Consider the following 20,383-nt stretch of genomic DNA (forward strand, 5'->3'; position numbering starts at 1 on the left):
ACGAAACGCAATGTGACGAAACCGAAGCGCGAGCCTCGCATTTCTACTGTGCCGCCCTTCACAGGGGGTGAAGTTGCGAAGGAGAAATACGATGAATAAGCTCGTCCTGGCCTCGGTTTCCGCGCTGCTTTTGCTCGGCGTTGCCGCCTGCAGTGAAAACAAGGGTGGTGGTACCGGAGGTACCGACAACACCACGACGCAAGCCACGCCACCTGCGGCCGAGCCGATGAAGCCGGCTACGCCTGAGGCACAGCCGCCGGCCGACAATACAATGAAGCCGGCGCAGCCGAATTCCACCGCGCCTGCACAGTAAGCGCGACGGTCGGCCAAACGGCTGGCATCGGAGGCTGGCAAAAGTCGGCCCCATGAATCGGAAAGGCCGGGACGTGTCCCGGCCTTTTTTACTACCGCATCACTTGACCCTTGTTTTGCGCAAATCCGGACGCAAAACCGCCGCGCATTTTGCTGGCGTTGCACTAAGCCGCTGCCGGTTGCTCGCGCCGGGCCGAAGTGAAGGGCGGGAAGGCGAGCGCGATGAGGAAGGCGGCGATGCCGATGATGGATGAGCCGATGAACAGCCAGTCATAGACGTCGAAGCGGTCGAATATCCAGCCGCCGGCGACAGGCCCCAGAGCCATGCCGAAACTGGACGCCATGGCAAGCGCGCCGAGCACCGAGCCCATCACCTGCTGGCCGAAATATTCGCGAGCCAGCAATGCGTAGAGCGGCATGACCCCGCCATAGGCTGCGCCGAAGATAATGGCCAGGACATAGAAAGTGCTGAGCTGAGCGGCTGAGAGATAGGCGGCAATCACCAGGGCCTGGATGAGCAGGCCGGTGACGAGAACCCGCTTTGGGCCGAAGCGATCCGCGGCCACGCCGAACAGCAACCTGCCGCCCAGTCCGGCGATGCCTTCGACACTGTAGATGCTGACGGCAGCCATGGAGGAGATGCCGCAGCTGATGGCGTAGCTCATGATATGGAAGATCGGGCCGGAATGCGCTGCGCAGCACAGGAAGTAGGTGCCGGCAAGCAGTGCGAACTGTGGCGAACGGAAAGCCCTCGACAACGGATTGTCCGCTGCTCCGACGGTGACAGTCGCGCCTTTCGGGGCCGGATCGTTTGCCGACGCCTGCCGGGCGTTCCTGACAAAGAAGGCAGCCGGAAAAAGGATAGCCGTTGCGAGCAACCCGATCGTCATCATCGCGGTGCGCCAGTCGTAGCTGGCAAGCAGCCAGGCTGCAAATGGCGACACGGTCGCAGGCGCGACACCGACGCCGGCGGAAACCAGGGAAACGGCAAGGCCGCGATGCTTGTCGAACCAGCCTGTGACAGCGGCCATCATCGGCGCGAAGAATGCGCCACCAGCAAGGCCGACGCCGATACCGTAAGTGAGCTGGAACAGCAGCAGGTTCGTCGCACGACTGGCCAGAACCAGCACCACTCCGAGCAAGATGGAGCCGATCAACACCACGGGGCGGGTGCCGATGCGATCCGTGAGCATACCCCAGCCGAAGCTCGAGATACCCATCATCAAGAAGTTGAACGTCATCGCACTGGAAATGCCCGCTCGCGTCCAGCCGGTGGCGGCCGAGATGTGCGGCATGAAGACAGCCAATGAGAACATCGCTCCGATGGTCACGCAGGTCATCAGCGCGCCAAGGGCGACGAGCACCCAGCGATAGGAATTTTGCATTTCGGTGGTGGACATGGGAATCCCCTGATTCTGGCGCGGGCGTGATTGCTTGCCCGGCGAAATCCATTCGAGGGGCGAGTGAGCCACTGAGGCGCGGTTTCCAGGTTGATGAGACCGAGAACCTTCGACGGCTGCCGGATTGGGTGGAAGCGGCAGGAATGTCACGCCAACCCGCCGCCAAATCGGTCATTCGACCGTGTCGGGCTGTCCGTGGCCGGTTTCGATCAGTTCCCGAAGACTATCGTGGATCAAGCCGCTCCAGGCGTCTCGGCAGATGTCGAAGCACTCGACCTCGGGGACCAGGCCAGCGTGGGTAAAGCGGATTTCCGTCTTGCCGCCTTTGCTGGCGATATCGAACACGATCTTCGTGTCTTTCCATTCTTCCTTGTCCTCAAGGAAGCTCATCCGTGAATCGACGACGTGCCAAACCACCTTGCGTTCGGGAACCAGCTCCGTCGTCCTGTGCCTGGAAAAATGCATATCCTTGTAGCGATAGGTCCATTCGCCATGGAGGGTATCCGTAGAGCCCTCGATCTCCTTGCCCCACCAGTCGCGCGGACGATTGATCGCGTCGAAAGCAGCTTTCGCGGACTGGTCTACCAGGATCGTGGTGGTGAAATCGCGCGTTGTCATTGCACACTCCTCTTTTCGATGCCGTCGATCTCCTGATCGGTGCGGCGGGTTATTGATGTTGGTGGAGAAGGTAGCGGCGGAGACCTGGGAGTGAGAGTGACAAGTGTGTCGGGATTCCGCTCGGTTCTGCCGCGGCCACCTCAGTGATTGCCGTGCCCCAGGCAAAGGATGTCGCGATAGGCACAGAGGTCGTCGAGCAGCACCTTCTGGTCGGCAAGGATCGTTGCCTTCTCGGCATCGCCAACGAGCTGGATGATGTAGCTGTGTTCGGCGGCACCCTGCCTGTCGACGAACGGGCTGAGCAGGCTGCTGGGATCCGCGAGGTCGGGTTTGGCGCCGAGGTCCTCGTTGGTGACGCCCGGCGCGTAGAACATCACATGCGGCATCGCCATGGTATGCACCTTCATGTCGGGCGGCCCGATGGTGCGCATGATGGGAGCCACCATGTAGGAAACGCCCGACTTTTCGGGAACCTTGAAGGTCTTGTCCCGATACCGTTTCCGGTACTCGGCGTTGAGGGTGTCGGCGTCCATGCCCTGGGCGCGCAATGCCGCCGCCTCCATGATGTGCTGCAGATAGGTGCTGGTGCCGGCGGCGTCGTAGCAAAGCGGAATGTAGATGTCGTCGCGGAAGTCGCTGAGGTCCCAGCTCGTGCGCTCGACCATGCAGGTGACACCGCTGCTGCCTTTCTTGGAGAGCTGATATCCCTTTGCCGGATCGAGCAGATAGACGGTTGCATCGCCGCGCAGAGCCGGCGGGGCGGCGCTGAGCGCCAGCCTGGTTTCCAGGTCTGCCGGCATGCGATCGAGCGTTGTTCCAGCAGGGCTGGCGGGAACAGTTGCTGCCAGACTTAGGACCGTCAATGCAGCCAGCACGCGGCGTTGTCTGATTTTCATGGCTTTGTCCCTTTCCGATGTGGTCAACTGGCTGACCGTCTTGGAGAGGTTAGGGGCGGATATCGAATGGCGAGAGTGACAAGTGTGACGGGATTTCGATGGACTCGCTGATCACGGCCGCAGGGCAGGCGCTTGCGCGGGGCGATCCCCTCGGTGCGTTGAAGCGGGTAGCCTTGCGTGATGATGCGGCCGCGCTGGCGCTGCGCGGTATCGCCATGGCGCAGCTTGGCGATCTTGTCCGAGCCAAGGCGCTTCTGAAGAGCGCGGCGCGCGCCTTCGGCCCAAAGGAAGCGGTCGCACGGGCGCGCTGCATCGTCGCCGAAGCTGAAATCGCGCTCGTTTCGCGGGATCTCGCCTGGCCCGGCAAGGCGCTCGATACAGCCCGGGTTATACTGGAAACACATGGCGACCACGCGAACGCCGCGCACGCGCGTACTCTAGAGATACGGCGCCTGCTGCTGATTGGCCGTCTCGATGAAGCAGAAAGCCTGATCGCCGACCTCGACCCCGCGCTGCTGCCGCCGCCGTTGCGCAGCGCGCTGCAGCTTGCGGCTGCTGGCATCGCGATCCGGCGCCTGCGCCTGAAGGAGGCACGCAAGGCGCTGATGCGAGCCTGGCAGGCGGCTCAACAGGCCGGCATCCCGGCGCTTGGGACAGAGGTGGAAAGTGCCGCACTGGTTATCGATACTCCGGCCGCGCGACTGATTTCGAAAGGCAAGGCTCGACCCTTGCTGCTCGAAGAGGTCGAGGAATTGTTCGCGACGGGAATGTTCGTGGTGGACGCCTGCCGCAACGTGGTGCGTGCCGCCAATACAGTGGTTTCGCTGGCAACACGCCCCGTGCTGTTTGCGCTGGCCCGGGCGCTGGCCGAGGCGTGGCCGGGCGACGTTTCGCGCGAGCGGCTTCTGTCCCGTGCCTTTGGAGCCAAAGATGCCGACGAGTCGCATCGTGCACGGCTGAGGGTGGAGATCGGGCGACTGCGCGCCGAGCTGAGAGGCCTGGCCGACATCAGCGCCACGGCCGACGGTTTCAAGCTGGTGCCACGTCGGCGTGGCGAGGTGATGGTGCTGGCGCCGCTGGTCGAGGAGGAACATGCCGCGGTGCTCGCTTTTCTGGCCGATGGCGAGGCGTGGTCCAGTTCGGCACTGGCTATTGCCCTGGATGCCAGCCCGCGCACGGTTCAACGGGCACTGGAACAGCTTTCTGCCGGTGGCAAGGTGCAATCCTTCGGGAAGGGGCGCGCACTGCGGTGGGTGACGCCGTCGGTGCCGGGCTTCCCGACAACCTTGTTACTCCCCGGGCCGCTGCCAGGCAGCTAGGATGCCGCCGATGACTGCAGCCGACGGCTGCTCGTCAACGTCAACTTGGGAAGGAAAACCATGAAACCCACCCCCGCCGAAATCCTCCGCGAATATGGTCCTTTTTCGGGGGACGTGCATGGCGTGACCTTCGATGGCGAGAATGTGTGGTTCGCCAGCGGTGACAAGCTGAATGTGCTTGATCCCAGAAGCGGCGAGCCTGTTCGCTCCATCGATATGATCGCCCATGCCGGCACCGCATTCGATGGCCAGAACATCTATCAGATCGCCGAAAGCCAGATCCACAAGATCGATCCGAAGACCGGCAAGGTGCTTGCCACGATCCCGGCGCCGGGCAACGGAGGCGATTCCGGAATGGCTTGGGCCGAAGGGTCGCTCTGGGTCGGTGAGTATCGCGCCCAGAAAATCCATCAGATCGACCCCGAGACGGGCAGGATAATTCGTTCCATCGATTCCAACCGTTTCGTCACCGGAGTCACCTGGGTGGACGGTGAACTGTGGCATGGGACCTGGCAGGGTGATGCAAGCGAATTGCGGCGGATCGATCCGCTGACCGGCGAAGTCCTGGAAGAGCTGACCATGCCGGACGGGACCGGTGTCTCCGGCCTCGAATCCGATGGCGCCGACATGTTCTTCTGCGGTGGCGGCAACAGCGGCAAGCTCAGAGCCGTGCGTCGGCCCAGGCGCGACATTGCGGCACAGCCGGCCTGAAGGCGCAACCTTTCGACTGTCGGCCCGTTCTTGTGGAACCAATCGGCGTTGTCGATTGGCTGCAGCACCAACGCATAGGCACGATCATGCCTTGATAGCGCCACGTGCTTGGTTCTAAGAGGGGCACATGTCGATTTGGGATCGTATCGGCGATTTCATCGCCCGCGTTTCAGCCTCCGCCTCGGCCGGCATCGCCGAGGTGGTCGAGGCGGTGCGCACGGTCTTTTCCGGTGATGCCGAATTGCGTCGCCGCGTCTCCTTCTCGGTCGCGATGATCGCGCTTTCGGCCAAGATGGCCAAGGCCGATGGCGTGGTTACCCAGGACGAGATCCGAGCGTTTCGCGAAATCTTCGAAGTGCCGCCGGAAGAGACGCACAATGTCGCGCGGCTCTATGATCTGGCCAAGCAGGATGTCGCCGGTTTCGAGTCCTACGCTGAAAAGCTCGCAAACCTCTGCGGGTCAGGTCATGCCAACTGCATGATGCTGGAAGACATTCTCGATGGTCTTTTCCATATCGCCACTGCCGATGGCGTCCTGCACGAGCGGGAAGGCCAATTCCTGCACCGGGTCTCCGAGATCTTCCGGATCGAGGAATCGCACTATAAGACGATCCTCGCCCGCCATGTGCATCTCGGGGCGGACGATCCTTATGTCGTGCTCGGTATCGAGCGCGGGCGGCCGTTCGACGAGGTGAAGAAGCGCTATCGCAAGCTGGTTGCCGAGAACCATCCGGACAAGGTGATCGCGCGCGGCTTGCCGCAGGAATTCATCAAGATCGCCACGACGCGTGTTGCCGCGATCAATGCGGCGTATGAAATGATCGAACGGGATCTCGCGCCGGCATGAGTGGCTTTTCGCCCGATCACGCTGGAGCCGAGGTCAGGGTATCGCCGAATTTCGGACCGCGTCGCGGCCCGTTCCAGCCCGACATGGTCGTATTGCACTACACCGGGATGGAAACCGGAGCGGGTGCTGAAGCATGGCTGTGCAATCCGGCCAGCGAAGTATCTGCACATTATCTGGTGCATGAGGACGGGCGGGTCGTGCAGATGGTACGCGAAAGCGACAGGGCCTGGCACGCCGGCAAGAGTTCGTGGCGCGGCCACACCGATCTCAACTCGGCCTCGGTCGGTATCGAGATCGTCAATCCAGGCCATACGCTGGGATACAGGGCATTTCCGAAGCGCCAGATCGAGGCGGTCATCGCGCTAACCGCCGATATTGTGGCCCGTCACGATATCGTGTCCGAACGGATTCTGGCTCATTCGGATGTGGCACCCGGTCGCAAGGTCGATCCTGGCGAAAAATTTCCGTGGAAGCTGCTGCACGCTGCGGGGGTCGGCCATCTCGTGCCGGCATCTCCGATCCGGCGAGGATCGATTTTGCAGGAAGGCGATACGGGGCACAATGTCGAAGAATTGCAGTCCCTGCTCGCGCTTTATGGTTATGGTATTGAAATCACCGGTGTTTTCGACCCCTTGACGCGGATCGTCGTCGAGGCCTTCCAGCGCCATTTCCGGCCGCGTCTGGTTGACGGAATTGCGGATGGCTCGACAATCAGGACGCTACGGCGCCTCGTTGTTTCCGTGACGGCAAGTCTCGGCTGAATATTTCGACCGGCTGTTTAATATTACATTCTGTAACATGAATTGAATTGTGCGGCCTTCATTGCCGCCAAATCCGGTTTCAAACGCAAATCCACACCGATGCAGGACAAATGCCAGTCTAGTCCGGCATTCATTACAGGATGCTGCGCGTAGTTCTTCGCGTGGCCAAGAAAAACAGGACCACATGCAGAAACCGTTCATTGTAGCGGCAGCTGTTGCTGCCGGCGTGATTTCTTTTGCCTTTGCTTCGCAGGACAGCATGGCCGCTAGTCTCAGAGCAGACCAGGGCACTCCGGTCGTAAAGCAGGTTGCGGCCACAACGCCGGCCAAGAAGGTGACCAAGGTCACGAAGACCGTGAAATCCAGCAAGAGGGCGAAGGTTACCAAGGCACCCAAGGTTGCCTCCACCGTCAAAGCCACAAAGACCGTGAGCGCGAGCTCGGCGGTCGAGCCTTGCCCGTATCTGTTTGGTTGCTCGAAAGATGCCAAGACCACCGCGAATGCAAAGGTTGGCAAGAGCGTCAAGACGGCCAAGGCGAAGACCAAGGTGATCTACGACACGTTCACGACCGCATCGATCACGCCGGGCGCCGTCAAGCCCAGCGTTGCAGGTGCGGGTTCTCGCTATTCCACCATCGTGTCGCGTTATGCTGCCGCCTATGGCGTGCCGGTGTCGCTGGCGCATGCGGTGATCAAGGTCGAGAGCAACTATCAGCCTGGTATGGTTGGCCGCGCCGGCGAGATCGGCCTGATGCAGATCAAGCCTGCCACGGCGCGCATGATGGGTTACAGCGGCTCGGCCAAGGGACTGCACAATCCCGAGACCAACATCAAATATGGCATGAAGTATCTCGGCATGGCCCGCGAGCTTGGTGGCGGCACCACTTGCGGCACCATCCTCAAGTACAATGCCGGCCATGGTGCCAAGCGTATGAACCCGACATCGTCTGCCTATTGCCGCAAGGTTGTCGCGCAAATCGGCGGCGCTGGTTGATCTGGGCATACGGCTCCAAAGGCTTCGCGGCCATGGAGCCAACGGCTCGGCGTTCGAGCTCGTTTCGAGGCAATTGCGGGTACCGAGAACAGGCGCTCTTGCCTTTTGGGTCGCGAACGCCTTTATACGCCTGCCAGCCGGCTGGGCGGCCGCACCAGCGAGAGTCGAAAGGCTGCGGGTGAGGAAAGTCCGGGCTCCATGGAGACACGGTGCCGGCTAACGGCCGGCGGGGGCGACCCCAGGGAAAGTGCCACAGAAAGCAAACCGCCGCGGTTTCCGCGGTAAGGGTGAAAGGGTGGGGTAAGAGCCCACCGCGCGACCGGTAACGGAAGCGGCAAGGCAAACCCCACCGGGAGCAAAACCGAATAGGGGCGGTACGAGGGGAAACCCTCAGGGCTGTTTCCGGCCCACTGCCCGGGTAGGTTGCGTGAGGCGCATGGCAACATGCGCCCAAGATGAATGGCCGCCACGTTCCCGCTTCGCAAGGAGCGGGGGCCATACAGAACCCGGCTTACAGGCCGGCTGGCATTTTTCTTCCAGAATTCAGCGACTTCGCGCCATCGGCGTGGAGTCTGATTCAAGTTGCTGCTGCTTTGCTTCAGAGATCGCGGCGTACCCGCTTTTGCGTTGCGTGCATTTGCGGCCTGGAGTCGCTGGTCAGGAATGGAGCCGGTCCAGCGAAGCCTTGATCGCAGCCCACAATTCCTCTGCTGGCTCACAGCCGACGGCCAGCCGCACGAAGCCCGGCGGCACCGCGTCGCCACGTTTGGTGCGGCGTTCAGCCGAGGTGTGCACGCCACCGAAGGATGTTGCCGCCGCCATCAATTCGCAGCCGTTGATGAAAGCCTCAGCGTCATCTTCGGAATCCAGCACGAAGCTGATCAGAAAACCGAAGCGCTCCATCTGTGTGCTGGCGAGATTGTGCGAAGGGTCGCCCTGAAGGCCAGGGAAGCGAAGTGACCTGACCACAGGATGTGCCTTGATGCGTGGCGCAAGAAGTTCCGCGGTGTTGCACATGCGATCGAAGCGGACCTCCAGCGTCTCGAGGCCACGATGCAGGAGCCATGCGTCGAACGGGCTTGGAATGCTGCCGGAAGTCGTGCGCCATTCCCTTATCGCCGCCATGATATCCGTGTTGCGGCTTGCGACATGACCGGCGAGCACGTCGGAATGGCCGTTCGGCGCCTTGGTATCGGCGGCAACGACGATGTCTGCGCCAAGGTCGAGCGGGCGCTGCCCAAAGGGCGTCATCGTGGTGTTGTCGACGACAAGCTGCCCGCCGGCCCTGTGGATCGCTTCAGAAGCGGCTGTGATGTCGCAGATGTCCAGGGTTGGATTGGACGGGCTTTCCACGAAGACCAGCCGGTAGCCATCGAAACCGCCGTCGAGGAATGACGCGGTTGGCCTGGTGTGGAACTGCACCCCGAACGCGCCAAGGAAACGGTCGGCCAGGATGCGCGTCGTATGATAGCCGTCGGAAGGCAGCAGGATGCGATCTCCCGTCTTCAGCAGCGCGAAAAACACTGCAGAGATCGCGGCCATTCCCGAGGGAAAGGCGAGCACCGGCGCATTTTCCAGGCGCGACAGCATTTCTTCCGTCCCGTCCCAGGTCGGGTTGGAGAAACGGCCATACTGATGGAAACCGCTCGAATCCCCTGGCGCATGGAAGATCGAAGCCATCGTCAGCGGCAGGGGAATGGCGTCACCCCTGGAGAGACCTTCGCGCCTCAGATGAAGGAGCCCAGCGGCGCGGGAGGAGGCAGTGTCGGACATGGCGATCTCGGAAGGGCTTTGGAATGGCCTGAAGGCTGGATTGAGCATGCTCTCGGGAGCAATTCCGAGGCTAGGCCCAGCGGCAGGTCGGAGCAAGTGCCAAGCCGGCTTTAAACACTTCGTTAGGCTTAATGGAGGATAAACACGGCAGTGCCCGTATTGTCGCCTTCAAAGGGGTTTGTGAAGCCCGTTCCCGTTGACGCCCATGATACCCCATGATATCCCATCTCGCTAATCAAGCCTTCGTTTCGTGTCAGGGTGAAGCGTGCGCCGAGCGGCCAGTCGCGGCGGCTGTGCGTTCGTCGATTTTCGCCCGGTTCGAGGCTCGAGGTTTGACGAAGGGATCGTGCCGCGGCGGCATGGCTATGAGGAAGTCGGAGGGTGCGGCGGCGCAAGCGGCTGCGATGCGTCATGGACCGTTTTCTGTCAAATGCGGTGAACAGGATCGACGCCAAGGGGCGCGTCTCCGTGCCGGCGCATTTCCGGACGGTTCTGCAGAAGCGCGGCTATTCGGAACTCTATGCGCTGCGCTGCCTGGATCAGGCCGCGATGGACGTCGGTGGGCTCGATCTGCTCGATCGTTACGAGCAACGCATCGCGCAGGAGGATCCGTTCCTGCAGACAGCGGACGATATGTCCTTCTTCTGTCATGGCGATGGCACGTTTCTGAAGCTGGACCAGGATGGGCGCGTCACGTTGACCGATTTCATTCGCGAACATACCGGAATAACAACCGAAGTGGCCTTCGTGGGGAGGGGCAGTTTTTTCCAGATCTGGGAGCCGGCACGGCTGGCCGCGTATGGCGCGGCGGCACGAGCCAGGCTCTTGCATCTTCGGCAGGGGACGAAGCCAGGGGAGCGACCGGAATGACGGTGGGCCACGGCGATGATTTCCACGCCGATGGCGGACCGGCCCGCCACATTCCGGTCCTCCTCGCCGAGGTTCTGGAAGCACTTGCGCCACAGCCGGGCAACGTCATCATCGACGGCACGTTTGGCGCCGGCGGCTACAGCAGAGCGATCCTCGACAATGGTGCATCCGTCATCGGTGTCGACCGTGACCCGGATGCCATTACTGCGGGCAGGGCGCTGGAACAGGAAGCCGGCGGACGGCTGAGGCTGGTGCATGCGCCATTCTCGACGCTGGACGAGCATGCCGAAGCGGTTGATGGCGTCGTGCTCGACATCGGCGTTTCGTCCATGCAGCTCGACCAGGCAGAGCGCGGTTTTTCCTTCCGCTTCGACGGCCCGCTCGACATGCGCATGGCGCAGGCTGGCGTGAGTGCTGCCGATGTCGTCAACACCTTCAAATCGGGCGACCTTGCCCGTATCTTCGGCTTTCTCGGCGAAGAGCGGCATTCAGGTCGCATTGCACGCATGATCGAAGCGCGACGGGCCAAGAAGCCGTTCGAGCGTACGCTCGACCTTGCCGATGCCATCGAAACCCACATCGGCCGCAAGCCGGGCGACAAGATCCACCCGGCGACGCGGGTCTTCCAGGCGTTGCGCATTTTCGTCAATGACGAGCTCGGCGAACTGGCGAAGGCGTTGCTGGCAGCCGAGCGCGCGCTGAAGCCGGGCGGCCGGCTGGTGGTGGTGACTTTCCATTCGCTCGAGGATCGCATCGTCAAGCGTTTCATCGCCGATCGTTCAGAGCAGGCAGCCGGATCGCGCCATATGCCGGAGACGCAGCTTCGTACAGCCACCTTCCGCAAGCAGGGCGGTGGCGTGACGGCAGGCGATGCGGAACTTGCCGTGAACCCGCGCGCGCGTTCAGCCAGGCTGCGGGCCGCGATCCGGACCGACGCCCCGGCTCGCGCCGGCGATCTTGCCCAGTTCGGTCTTCCAAAGCTTCCCGGCGTCTCCCTGCCGGGCGAGAGGTGAGCACGTGTTCCGTACCAGTGACATCATCCTGATCGCCGTGATGGTCTCGGCTGCCGCCATGACCTACAAGATCAAGCGCGACGCCGAAGTGCAGCAGACGGCGGTCTACAAGATTCAGGCGCAGATACGCACCGAAGAAGACCAGATAGACCTGCTCAAGGCCGACTGGAGCCTGCTGACGCAGCCATCGCGGCTGCAGCGGCTTTCCGATCTCTACAAGGACCAGCTTGGCTTGCAGACGGCCGATGCGCGCCAGATCGTGCAACTGGATGAATTGCCCGAGAAGCCGCCGCTGACCATCGAGGACATCATGGCCGACAACGGCACGCCCGGGGTCGACAAGGAGAAGACGGCCTCGATCTCCAAGGACAAGGCCGCAACGACCGACAAGTCGAAGGCTGCAGGCAAGGCGAAGGCGGGCGACAAGAAGCCGCTGGTGGCAACGGCCAAGCCGAAGCCGGTTGCCAAGGACAAGCTGGCCAGCAATGCCAGGGTGGCCGCCGCGGACAAGATCGCGGAACAGATCGAGGATGGGGCTGACGAATGATCGGCGTTCTCAACAAGCTGCTGAAACGCGCGCGGCGCGGCGAGGACGGTTCGATCGTCGTGGACAGTGCCCGCAAGGCAACAGGCGGCAAGACCCGTACGCGCGTGGTCATGACGATGGCGGTGTTCCTCGGGATTTATGTCGCCATCACCGGCAGGCTGGTGTGGTTCGGCTTCCAGGGGCCGACCGATTCCGGCCCGCCGCCCAGCCGCGTCACCGCCTCGCGGCCAGACATCGTCGACCGCAACGGCGAGGTACTGGCGACCGACATCAAGACATCCTCGCTGTTTGCCGAGCCGCGTCACATCGTCGACGCCGACGAAGCGATCGAGAAGCTGGCGACCGTGCTGCCCGAGATCGACTACGAGCAGACGTACAAGAAGCTGAAGAGCGGTGCCGGGTTCGTCTGGCTGCAGCGCCAGCTGACACCGAAGCAGCAGTCGGAGATCATGCAGCTCGGTGTTCCGGGTATCGGTTTCCGCACCGAAAAGCGCCGTTTCTATCCGGCGGGTGAAACCGCATCCTACATTGTCGGCCTGACCAATATCGACAATCAGGGCATCTCCGGAATGGAGAAGTATATCGACGACCAGGGCCTGGCTGATCTGCAGCTGTCCGGCCTGGCCGTCGCCAAGGATCTGAAGCCGGTCAAGCTGTCCATCGACCTTCGTGTGCAGCACATCGTGCGCAACGTGGTTGCGGAGGCCATGGAGAAATATCACGCGATTGCCGCTGGCGGCGTCGTGCTGAACATCAAGACGGGTGAGGTGGTCGCCATGGCCTCGGTGCCGGACTTCGACCCGAACAACCCCTACAATGCCCAGGACAAGGACCGTCTCAACCGCATGTCGGCCGGTCTCTACGAAATGGGTTCGACCTTCAAGAGCTTCACGACCGCCATGGCGCTGGATTCCGGCAAGGTGACGATGGAATCGAAGTTCGATGCTTCGCGGCCCATCACCATCGGCCGCCAGACCATTCGCGACTTTCACGGCAAGGGTCGCGTGCTGAGCGTGCCGGAAGTGTTCATCTACTCCTCCAACATCGGCTCGGCAAAGGAGGCTGACGTCGTCGGCATCGAAGGTCATCGCGAGTTCCTGCATCGTCTCGGCGTGCTGGAGAAGATGAAGACCGAGCTGCCGGAAGTGGCGAAGCCGACCGAGCCAAAGGTCTGGAAGAAGGTGCATTCGATCACCGCTGCCTTCGGACATGGCGTCTCGACGACTCCGCTGCAGACCGCAGTGGGCTGCGCGGCCCTGATGAATGGCGGTTTCCTCATCGAGCCGACCTTCCTGACCCGCAGCGCCGATCAGGCGATGGAGGTCGCCAAGCGTGTCGTCAGCGAGAAGACCGTGGAAGGTATGCGCTATCTCTATACGCTGAACGCCGAAAAGGGTTCCGGCAAGAACGCCCGCGTGCCTGGTTACCGCGTCGGCGGCAAGACCGGCACGGCCGAAAAGGTGGTCAACGGCCGCTATTCCAAGGATGTCCGCTTCAATGCCTTTGTAGCAGCGTTTCCGATGGACGATCCACAATACATCGTCCTGACCATCATCGACGAACCGAAGCCGGAAATGCCCGGCCGTGGCGCCACCGCCGGCTCCAACGCCGCGCCGATGGTGGCCAACATCATCCGCCGTGCGGCGCCGATGCTTGGCGTGAAGCCAGATTTCGGCCAAGAAAATGCTGCAACGCTGGTGTCCTACTGAGTGATTCTTTTTTGGCGCGCCGGCCAAAGCGCGCCGTTTTGTTAGACTGGGGATCGATGAAGCTTAGAGATTTAGCCGGTATCCTGCCTGTCGAGGCTTCCTCCGACATCGCGGTGACCGGCATCGCCTCGGATTCCCGGCAGGTGCAGCCGGGCGATCTGTTCTTTGCCCTTGTCGGTACAAAAGCGGACGGTTCGGCCTATGCGGCTGAGGCGGCAAAACGTGGCGCAAGCGCGGTCGTCGCCGCAAGAGGCGCCGATGTCGCCGGCTTCGGCGTTCCCGTATTTTTCGCTGACGATCCCCGGCACGCACTTGCGCTTGCTGCAGCGCGATTCTTTGGCCGCCAGCCGGAGACGATGGTCGCCGTCACCGGCACCAGCGGCAAGACTTCGGTTGCGGCCTTCACGCGCCAGATATGGGAGCATGCCGGCATTGCCGCGGCATCGATCGGTACCACCGGCGTGGTTGCGCCCGGCCGCAACGAGTATGGCTCGCTGACGACGCCGGATCCGGTGGCGCTGCACAAGCTGCTCCGGGAGCTTGCCGAGTCCGGCGTCACGCACGCCTCGATGGAAGCCTCCAGCCACGGCCTGGACCAGCGCCGCCTGGACGGCGTCAAACTGTCGGCCGGCGCCTTCACCAATCTCGGTCGCGACCACATGGATTATCATCCCACGGTCGAGGAGTATCACAAGGCCAAGCTGCGCCTGTTCGATACACTTCTGGCCAAGGGTTCCCCGGCAGTGATCTTCGCAGACGATCCGTGGTCGGAGCCGACGATCGTTGCTGCCAAGGCCGCAGGGCTTTCAGTGCTGACCGTTGGCCGCCACGGCAAATTCCTCGAACTCAAGCGTGTCGAGCATGAGCGTCACCGCCAGCGCGCGGAAATCATGGCCGATGGCACCATTTACGAGATCGACCTGCCGTTGGCCGGCGACTTCCAGATTTACAACGCCCTGGTTTCCGCAGGCCTGGCGATTGCAACTGGAACGCCTGCCGCCAAGGCCTTGCCTGCGCTGGAGAAACTGAAGGGCGCGCCGGGGCGGCTCGATCTCGTCGGTACCACCGCGGCTGGCGCCCCGGTCTATGTCGACTATGCCCACAAGCCGGATGCGCTGGAAAACGTGCTGGCTTCCGTGCGGCCGTTCACGACCGGTCGTGTGCTGGTGGTGTTCGGCTGCGGTGGTGATCGCGATCGTGGCAAGCGCCCGATCATGGGCGAGATCGCCACGCGGCTGGCGGACATCGTCATTGTCACCGACGACAACCCGCGCTCGGAGGTGCCGGAGGAGATCCGTGCTGCCATTCTGGCCGCGGCACCCGGCGCCATCGAGGTCGGTGACCGCCGACAAGCGATCCATGAAGCCGTTGGCATGCTCCATGCCGGCGACACGCTCATCGTCGCCGGCAAGGGCCACGAAGAGGGGCAGACGGTAGGCTCGCAGACCCTTCCGTTTTCCGATCATGAAGAAGTGCGTGTGGCGCTCCGGGAGCGCGCGGCATGAGCCATCTCTGGACCGCCGAAGCCCTTGTCGCAGCCGTTGACGGTCGTCCGATCGGCAGCATGCCCGAGGGCATCAGCGGGATCTCCATCGACAGCCGCAGCTTGCAGCCGGGCGAGGCCTTCTTCGCCATCAAGGGCGACACGATGGATGGGCACGACTTTGCCACGGCTGCCATCAAGGCCGGGGCCGGCGTGCTGGTGGTTGCAGAAGGCAAGTTGCCGGCGCTCGGTCGGCTGACCGCGCCCATGATCGTCGTGCCCGACGTGCTGGCCGCATTGGAAAAACTGGGGATCGCCTCGCGCGCCCGTTCACGGGCGCGGATCATTGCCGTGACCGGTTCGGTCGGCAAGACCTCGACCAAGGAAGCGCTGCGCCATGTGCTTTCCACCGTCGGCAAAGTGCATGCCTCGGCTGCCTCGTTCAACAACCATTGGGGCGTGCCGCTGACGCTGGCGCGCATGCCGCAGGACACGGACTATGGCGTGTTCGAAATCGGCATGAACCATCCGGACGAAATCCGTCCTCTGGTGAAGATGGTACGCCCGCATGTGGCGATCATCACCGTGATCGCGGCCGCCCATCTCGGCTTCTTCCGCAATCTTGATGAAATCGCCCGAGCCAAGGCAGAGATTTTCGAAGGACTGGAGCCTGAAGGCGCCGCGCTGCTCAACCGTGACGATCCGCGTTCGACATTGCTCGCCAAGCTGGCGAGGCAGGTGGGTGTTGCCCACGTCTTTGGCTTTGGCGAAGCACAGCGGTCGACCTATCGCATGATCGACTGTGTGGTCGAGGCCGACCATTCGATCATCACCGTCAAGATTGCCGGGAAAGAGCTGGTAGCGCGTGTCGGGGCCCCGGGCCGCCACATTGCGCAGAATGCGCTTGCAGTGCTGGGCGCTGCTCATCTGGTTGGCGCCGAGGTGACGCGTGTGGCCGAAGCGCTCGGCGATCTTTCGGCCGCGCCCGGACGTGGCGCACGCCACGTACTGTCGCTGTCGGATGGCCCGTTCACATTGATCGATGAAAGCTACAACGCCAATCCGACTTCGATGCAGGTGGCGCTGACCTTGCTCAGGGATACACCGGTCGCCGAGGGGGGCCGTCGTGTCGCCGTGCTGGGCGACATGCTCGAACTCGGAACCCAGTCGCAGAAGCTGCATGCGGGTCTCGCAGAACTGGTCGTGGACTCGGGAGCGGACATGGTGCTGCTGGCCGGACCGGAGATGCAGGCGCTGGCTGACGCGCTTCCCGACGGCACCAATGTCACCTACCAGCCGACGACCGAGGCTTTGAAGCCCTTGCTGCTCGGCGCCCTGCGGCCGGGCGACGTGGTGATGGTCAAGTCATCCAAGGGTATCGGCTTCGCCAAGCTGGTCGATACGCTGATCAAGACATTTCCGGCGCATACCGCCGAAACGAGAATTTGAAGGGTCCGGGGGACGAAAACGCATGTTCTGGCTTCTCGTCGACTTTGCCGACCACGTGACGGTCTTCAATGTCTTCCGCTACATCACATTCCGCACCGGCGGCGCGTTGATCAAGCGGCACTGATCGTGTTCATCTTCGGACCGACGATCATCAACTCGCTGCGAGTGCGCCAGGGCAAGGGCCAGCCGATCCGCGCCGACGGACCGCAGACGCATTTCAAGAAAGCAGGTACGCCGACCATGGGCGGCCTGATGATCCTTACCGGCATCATCGGTTCATCGCTGCTGTGGGCAAACCTCACCAGCATCTATGTCTGGGTGGTGCTGTTCGTGACGCTGGGCTTTGGCGCCATCGGCTTCTATGACGACTATCTGAAGGTGACCAAGCAGTCGCATCTCGGTTTTTCGGGCAAGGCACGCCTGGCGCTCGAATTCATCATCGCCGGCATCGCTGCCTGGATCATCATGCGCAGCGGCCAGCCGCCGTTCTCTTCCTCGCTGACCTTTCCGTTCTTCAAGGAACTGATCATCAATCTCGGTTTCTTCTTCATCCCCTTCGCCGCCTTTGTCGTGGTGGGCGCGGGCAACGCAGTCAATCTGACCGACGGCCTGGACGGGCTTGCGATCGTGCCGATCATGATTGCGGCAGCTTCCTTCGGTGTCATCGCCTACCTGTCCGGCAATGCGGTCTTTGCCGAATATCTGCAGATCCATTTCGTGCCGGGCACAGGTGAACTGGCGGTGATTCTTGGTGCCGTCATCGGCGCGGGTCTCGGCTTCCTCTGGTTCAATGCGCCACCCGCGGCGATCTTCATGGGCGACACAGGCTCCCTTGCGCTGGGCGGCCTGATCGGCACGGTGGCGGTGGCGGTCAAGCATGAGATCGTCATGGCCATCATCGGCGGGTTGTTCGTGCTGGAAATCCTGTCCGTCATCATCCAGGTCGGCTACTTCAAGATGACCGGCAAGCGTGTGTTCCTGATGGCGCCGATCCATCACCATTTCGAAAAGCTCGGCTGGACCGAAAGCCAGGTCGTCATCCGGTTCTGGATCATCGCCGTCATACTGGCGCTGATCGGGCTCTCCACCCTCAAACTGCGATAGGAACTGCATGATCCCGGCAACTTCCTTCGCGGGCAAACGGGTTTCACTGTTCGGTCTCGGCGGTTCGGGCATTGCGACCGCGCGCGCGCTGATCGAGGGCGGAGCGGACGTTCTGGCCTGGGACGACAATCCCGAAAGCGTTGCCAAGGCCGTCGAGCAGGGGATCGTGACGGCTGACCTGCGCAGTGCCGACTGGGCAGGCGTTTCCTCCTTCGTGCTTTCACCCGGTGTGCCTTTGACCCATCCGAAGCCGCATTGGTCGGTTGAGCTGGCGCGTGCGGCCGGTGTCGAAGTGATCGGCGATATCGAGCTGTTCGCACGCGAGCGCAACAGACTGCAGGCCGATGCGCCCTTCATTGCCATCACCGGCACCAACGGCAAGTCGACAACGACGGCGTTGACCGCGCACATCCTGCAGTCGGCCGGTCGAGACACGCAGATGGGCGGCAATATCGGCCGGGCCGTGATGACGCTCGATCCGCCGGCATCGGGTCGCCACTACGTGGTCGAATGTTCATCCTATCAGATCGACCTGGCGCCATCGATCAATCCGACCGCCGGCGTGCTCCTCAACCTGACACCGGATCATCTCGACCGGCACGGCACCATGCAGCACTATGCGTCGATCAAGGAACGGCTGGTGGCCGGTAGCGACACCGCCATCATTGGTGTCGATGACAGCTTCTGCGCGCAGATCGCCGATCGGCTGGAACGCGCTGGCAAGGATGTGATCCGCATTTCCAAGCGACTGCCTCTGACCGATGGCTATTTCGCCGACGGCACCAACCTGATGGAGGCCGTGCACGGTCGTTACAGCCGCATCGGATTCCTGGAGGGCATTGGCTCGCTGCGCGGGCAGCACAATGCGCAAAACGCACTGGCTGCCGTGACGGCCTGCCTGAAGGTCGGGCTGGACCTTGGCGAGATCCAGTCGGGGCTGGAGAGCTTTCCCGGCCTGGCGCATCGCATGGAGCAGGTTGGTCGCAAGGACCATGTGCTGTTCATCAACGATTCCAAGGCGACCAATGCCGATGCGGCCGCACCGGCGCTTTCCGCCTTTTCCCGCATCTACTGGATCGCCGGCGGCCTGCCCAAGGAAGGCGGCATCGAACCGTTGCGTGGCTTTTTTCCGCGCATCGCCAAGGCCTATCTGATCGGCGAAGCGGCGCCTGCCTTCTCGGCTACGCTCGGCGAGGCGGTGCCCTACGAGATCGCCGGCACATTGGCTGCGGCGGTCGAGCGCGCGGCCGCTGAAGCGGCCAGGGATGAGAGTGGCGAGGCTGTTGTGCTTTTGTCGCCGGCCTGCGCCAGCTTCGACCAGTTCAAGAATTTCGAAGTGCGCGGCGAAGCCTTCAGGCAAGCTGTCGCTGCTATTGAAGGCGTGAAACCCATCGGAGGGACACGATAATGGCTGCCAGTCGTCTCGACAAAAGCCCCGTTGCAACCTGGTGGTGGACCATCGATCGATGGTTCCTGGCGGCGTTCCTGCTGCTGATGGGGCTAGGCATCGTCCTTTCCTTTGCAGCCAGTCCCGCCGTTGCCCAGCGTATCGGCCTCGGTCCGTTCTACTTCGCCACGCGCCAGATCATCTTCACTGTGCCGGCCCTGTGCGTGATGCTGGGCGTTTCCTTCCTGGAGCCGCGACAGATCCGGCGTCTGTCCATCGTCATGCTCTGCATCATGCTGGTGCTGATGGTGGCGGTGCTCTATGTCGGCGTCGAGGTGAAGGGTGCGCGGCGCTGGATCTCGCTTGCCGGCGTTTCCATCCAGCCCTCCGAATTCCTCAAGCCGGCATTCGTGATCCTCTGTGCCTGGCTCTTTGCCGAACACAAGCGTCATCCGGATATTCCAGGCAACGTGCTGGCCATGATCATGCTGGGCCTCGTCGTCGCCTTGCTGCTGGCGCAACCCGACTTCGGCCAGACCATGCTCGTCACCGGCACCTGGGGCATCATGTTCTTCATGGCCGGCCTGTCGTGGCTGTGGATCGTCGTGCTCGGTGCGCTCGGCATCACCGGCGTGTTTGCCGCCTATACGATACTGCCGCACGTCGCCGGCCGTATCGACCGCTTCCTGACCGGCGAAGGCGACACCTATCAGGTCGACATGGGCAAGGAGGCGCTGATCAATGGCGGCTGGCTCGGCGTCGGGCCGGGCGAGGGCACTGTCAAGCGCGCCATCCCGGACAGTCACGCCGACTTCGTCTTTTCGGTGGCTGGTGAGGAATACGGGCTGATCATGTGTTTCTTCATCATGACCATCTTCGCTTTCATCGTCCTGCGCGGTCTCAATACCGCGCTGAAGGAGCATGATGATTTCACCCGCTACGCGATTGGTGGCCTTGTCACCATTTTCGGCCTGCAATCGACCATCAACATGGCGGTGAACCTGCAACTGATGCCGGCAAAGGGCATGACGCTGCCTTTCATCTCCTATGGCGGTTCATCTCAGATCGCGATCGCGATCTCGATGGGCATGGTGCTGGCGCTAACCCGCAAGAAGCCGGAGAAGCGCAAGACACTTGGCGGCCTGCAAGGCTACCAGCGTTTCATGCCGGCGGAATGATCGACGGACCGC

General features: G+C 62.3%; 17 protein-coding genes, 1 other RNA gene and 2 pseudogenes. 16 read left to right on the plus strand and 4 right to left on the minus strand.

Annotated features, from left to right (window positions below; genetic code table 11):
* Nucleotides 1-91: 91 nt before the first annotated feature.
* Nucleotides 92-313 (plus strand): hypothetical protein, encoded by a 222-nt coding sequence (locus C1M53_RS22280; protein ID WP_129414218.1) that lies wholly within the window; start codon nucleotides 92-94, stop codon nucleotides 311-313.
* A 163-nt stretch (nucleotides 314-476) separates the two neighbouring features.
* On the opposite strand, the gene C1M53_RS22285 is transcribed toward C1M53_RS22280, so the two are convergent.
* The 3 genes from C1M53_RS22285 to C1M53_RS22295 form a co-directional block, all read right to left on the minus strand.
* Nucleotides 477-1,697, minus strand: a complete 1,221-nt coding sequence (locus C1M53_RS22285; protein ID WP_129416315.1) for an MFS transporter — start codon at nucleotides 1,695-1,697, stop codon at nucleotides 477-479.
* A gap of 186 nt (nucleotides 1,698-1,883) precedes the next feature.
* Complete coding sequence (locus C1M53_RS22290; RefSeq protein ID WP_129414219.1) at nucleotides 1,884-2,330, minus strand: SRPBCC domain-containing protein; 447 nt, start codon at nucleotides 2,328-2,330, stop codon at nucleotides 1,884-1,886.
* A 140-nt stretch (nucleotides 2,331-2,470) separates the two neighbouring features.
* Nucleotides 2,471-3,226 (minus strand): hypothetical protein, encoded by a 756-nt coding sequence (locus tag C1M53_RS22295; protein ID WP_129414220.1) that lies wholly within the window; start codon nucleotides 3,224-3,226, stop codon nucleotides 2,471-2,473.
* Nucleotides 3,227-3,324: 98 nt separating this feature from the next.
* Between C1M53_RS22295 and C1M53_RS22300 the strand changes: the two genes are divergently transcribed.
* From C1M53_RS22300 to rnpB, 6 genes are all read left to right on the plus strand, one after another.
* Complete coding sequence (locus C1M53_RS22300; protein WP_129414221.1) at nucleotides 3,325-4,545, plus strand: helix-turn-helix domain-containing protein; 1,221 nt, start codon at nucleotides 3,325-3,327, stop codon at nucleotides 4,543-4,545.
* 60 nt (nucleotides 4,546-4,605) lie between these two features.
* Nucleotides 4,606-5,256 (plus strand): PQQ-binding-like beta-propeller repeat protein, encoded by a 651-nt coding sequence (locus C1M53_RS22305; RefSeq protein WP_129414222.1) that lies wholly within the window; start codon nucleotides 4,606-4,608, stop codon nucleotides 5,254-5,256.
* A gap of 127 nt (nucleotides 5,257-5,383) precedes the next feature.
* Nucleotides 5,384-6,103, plus strand: a complete 720-nt coding sequence (locus C1M53_RS22310; protein ID WP_129414223.1) for a DnaJ family molecular chaperone — start codon at nucleotides 5,384-5,386, stop codon at nucleotides 6,101-6,103.
* Complete coding sequence (locus C1M53_RS22315; RefSeq protein ID WP_129414224.1) at nucleotides 6,100-6,864, plus strand: N-acetylmuramoyl-L-alanine amidase; 765 nt, start codon at nucleotides 6,100-6,102, stop codon at nucleotides 6,862-6,864. The genes C1M53_RS22310 and C1M53_RS22315 overlap by 4 nt, the downstream gene beginning before the upstream one ends.
* Nucleotides 6,865-7,048: 184 nt before the next feature.
* Nucleotides 7,049-7,858 (plus strand): transglycosylase SLT domain-containing protein, encoded by an 810-nt coding sequence (locus tag C1M53_RS22320; protein ID WP_129414225.1) that lies wholly within the window; start codon nucleotides 7,049-7,051, stop codon nucleotides 7,856-7,858.
* Nucleotides 7,859-7,991: 133 nt separating this feature from the next.
* Nucleotides 7,992-8,388, plus strand: an RNA gene (gene rnpB / locus C1M53_RS22325) — RNase P RNA component class A.
* Between the two features lie 127 nt (nucleotides 8,389-8,515).
* Here the strand turns inward: rnpB and C1M53_RS22330 are convergent.
* Entirely contained in the window at nucleotides 8,516-9,631 is a 1,116-nt protein-coding gene (locus C1M53_RS22330) for a cystathionine gamma-lyase (protein ID WP_129414226.1), read from the minus strand.
* 411 nt (nucleotides 9,632-10,042) lie between these two features.
* Between C1M53_RS22330 and mraZ the strand changes: the two genes are divergently transcribed.
* The 9 genes and pseudogenes from mraZ to ftsW all read left to right on the plus strand — a co-directional run bounded on the left by mraZ (nucleotide 10,043) and on the right by ftsW (nucleotide 20,371).
* The gene (gene mraZ / locus C1M53_RS22335) at nucleotides 10,043-10,501 is read left to right on the plus strand and encodes a division/cell wall cluster transcriptional repressor MraZ (protein ID WP_129414227.1); all 459 of its coding nucleotides are present in this window, start codon (nucleotides 10,043-10,045) and stop codon (nucleotides 10,499-10,501) included.
* A complete protein-coding gene (gene rsmH / locus C1M53_RS22340; protein ID WP_129414228.1) occupies nucleotides 10,498-11,514 on the plus strand; it encodes a 16S rRNA (cytosine(1402)-N(4))-methyltransferase RsmH in 1,017 nt (338 codons plus the stop codon). Before mraZ ends, rsmH begins: the two co-directional genes overlap by 4 nt.
* A 4-nt stretch (nucleotides 11,515-11,518) precedes the next feature.
* Nucleotides 11,519-11,824 (plus strand): annotated as a pseudogene (locus C1M53_RS22345) (hypothetical protein); the annotation flags it as partial.
* Nucleotides 11,825-12,057: 233 nt separating this feature from the next.
* Nucleotides 12,058-13,770: a penicillin-binding protein 2 gene (locus C1M53_RS22350; protein ID WP_129414229.1), complete on the plus strand. Its 1,713-nt coding sequence runs from the start codon at nucleotides 12,058-12,060 to the stop codon at nucleotides 13,768-13,770.
* A gap of 56 nt (nucleotides 13,771-13,826) precedes the next feature.
* Entirely contained in the window at nucleotides 13,827-15,275 is a 1,449-nt protein-coding gene (locus tag C1M53_RS22355) for a UDP-N-acetylmuramoyl-L-alanyl-D-glutamate--2,6-diaminopimelate ligase (protein WP_129414230.1), read from the plus strand.
* Entirely contained in the window at nucleotides 15,272-16,702 is a 1,431-nt protein-coding gene (locus C1M53_RS22360; RefSeq protein ID WP_129414231.1) for a UDP-N-acetylmuramoylalanyl-D-glutamyl-2,6-diaminopimelate--D-alanyl-D-alanine ligase, read from the plus strand. Before C1M53_RS22355 ends, C1M53_RS22360 begins: the two co-directional genes overlap by 4 nt.
* A gap of 22 nt (nucleotides 16,703-16,724) precedes the next feature.
* A pseudogene (gene mraY, locus C1M53_RS22365) lies at nucleotides 16,725-17,806 on the plus strand (phospho-N-acetylmuramoyl-pentapeptide-transferase).
* 7 nt (nucleotides 17,807-17,813) lie between these two features.
* Entirely contained in the window at nucleotides 17,814-19,214 is a 1,401-nt protein-coding gene (gene murD, locus C1M53_RS22370) for a UDP-N-acetylmuramoyl-L-alanine--D-glutamate ligase (RefSeq protein ID WP_129414233.1), read from the plus strand.
* The gene (gene ftsW, locus C1M53_RS22375; RefSeq protein ID WP_129414234.1) at nucleotides 19,214-20,371 is read left to right on the plus strand and encodes a putative lipid II flippase FtsW; all 1,158 of its coding nucleotides are present in this window, start codon (nucleotides 19,214-19,216) and stop codon (nucleotides 20,369-20,371) included. Before murD ends, ftsW begins: the two co-directional genes overlap by 1 nt.
* Nucleotides 20,372-20,383 lie beyond the last annotated feature (12 nt).

Origin of the sequence: Mesorhizobium sp. Pch-S, assembly GCF_004136315.1 — a bacterium.
Classification (GTDB): Bacteria; Pseudomonadota; Alphaproteobacteria; order Rhizobiales; family Rhizobiaceae; genus Mesorhizobium.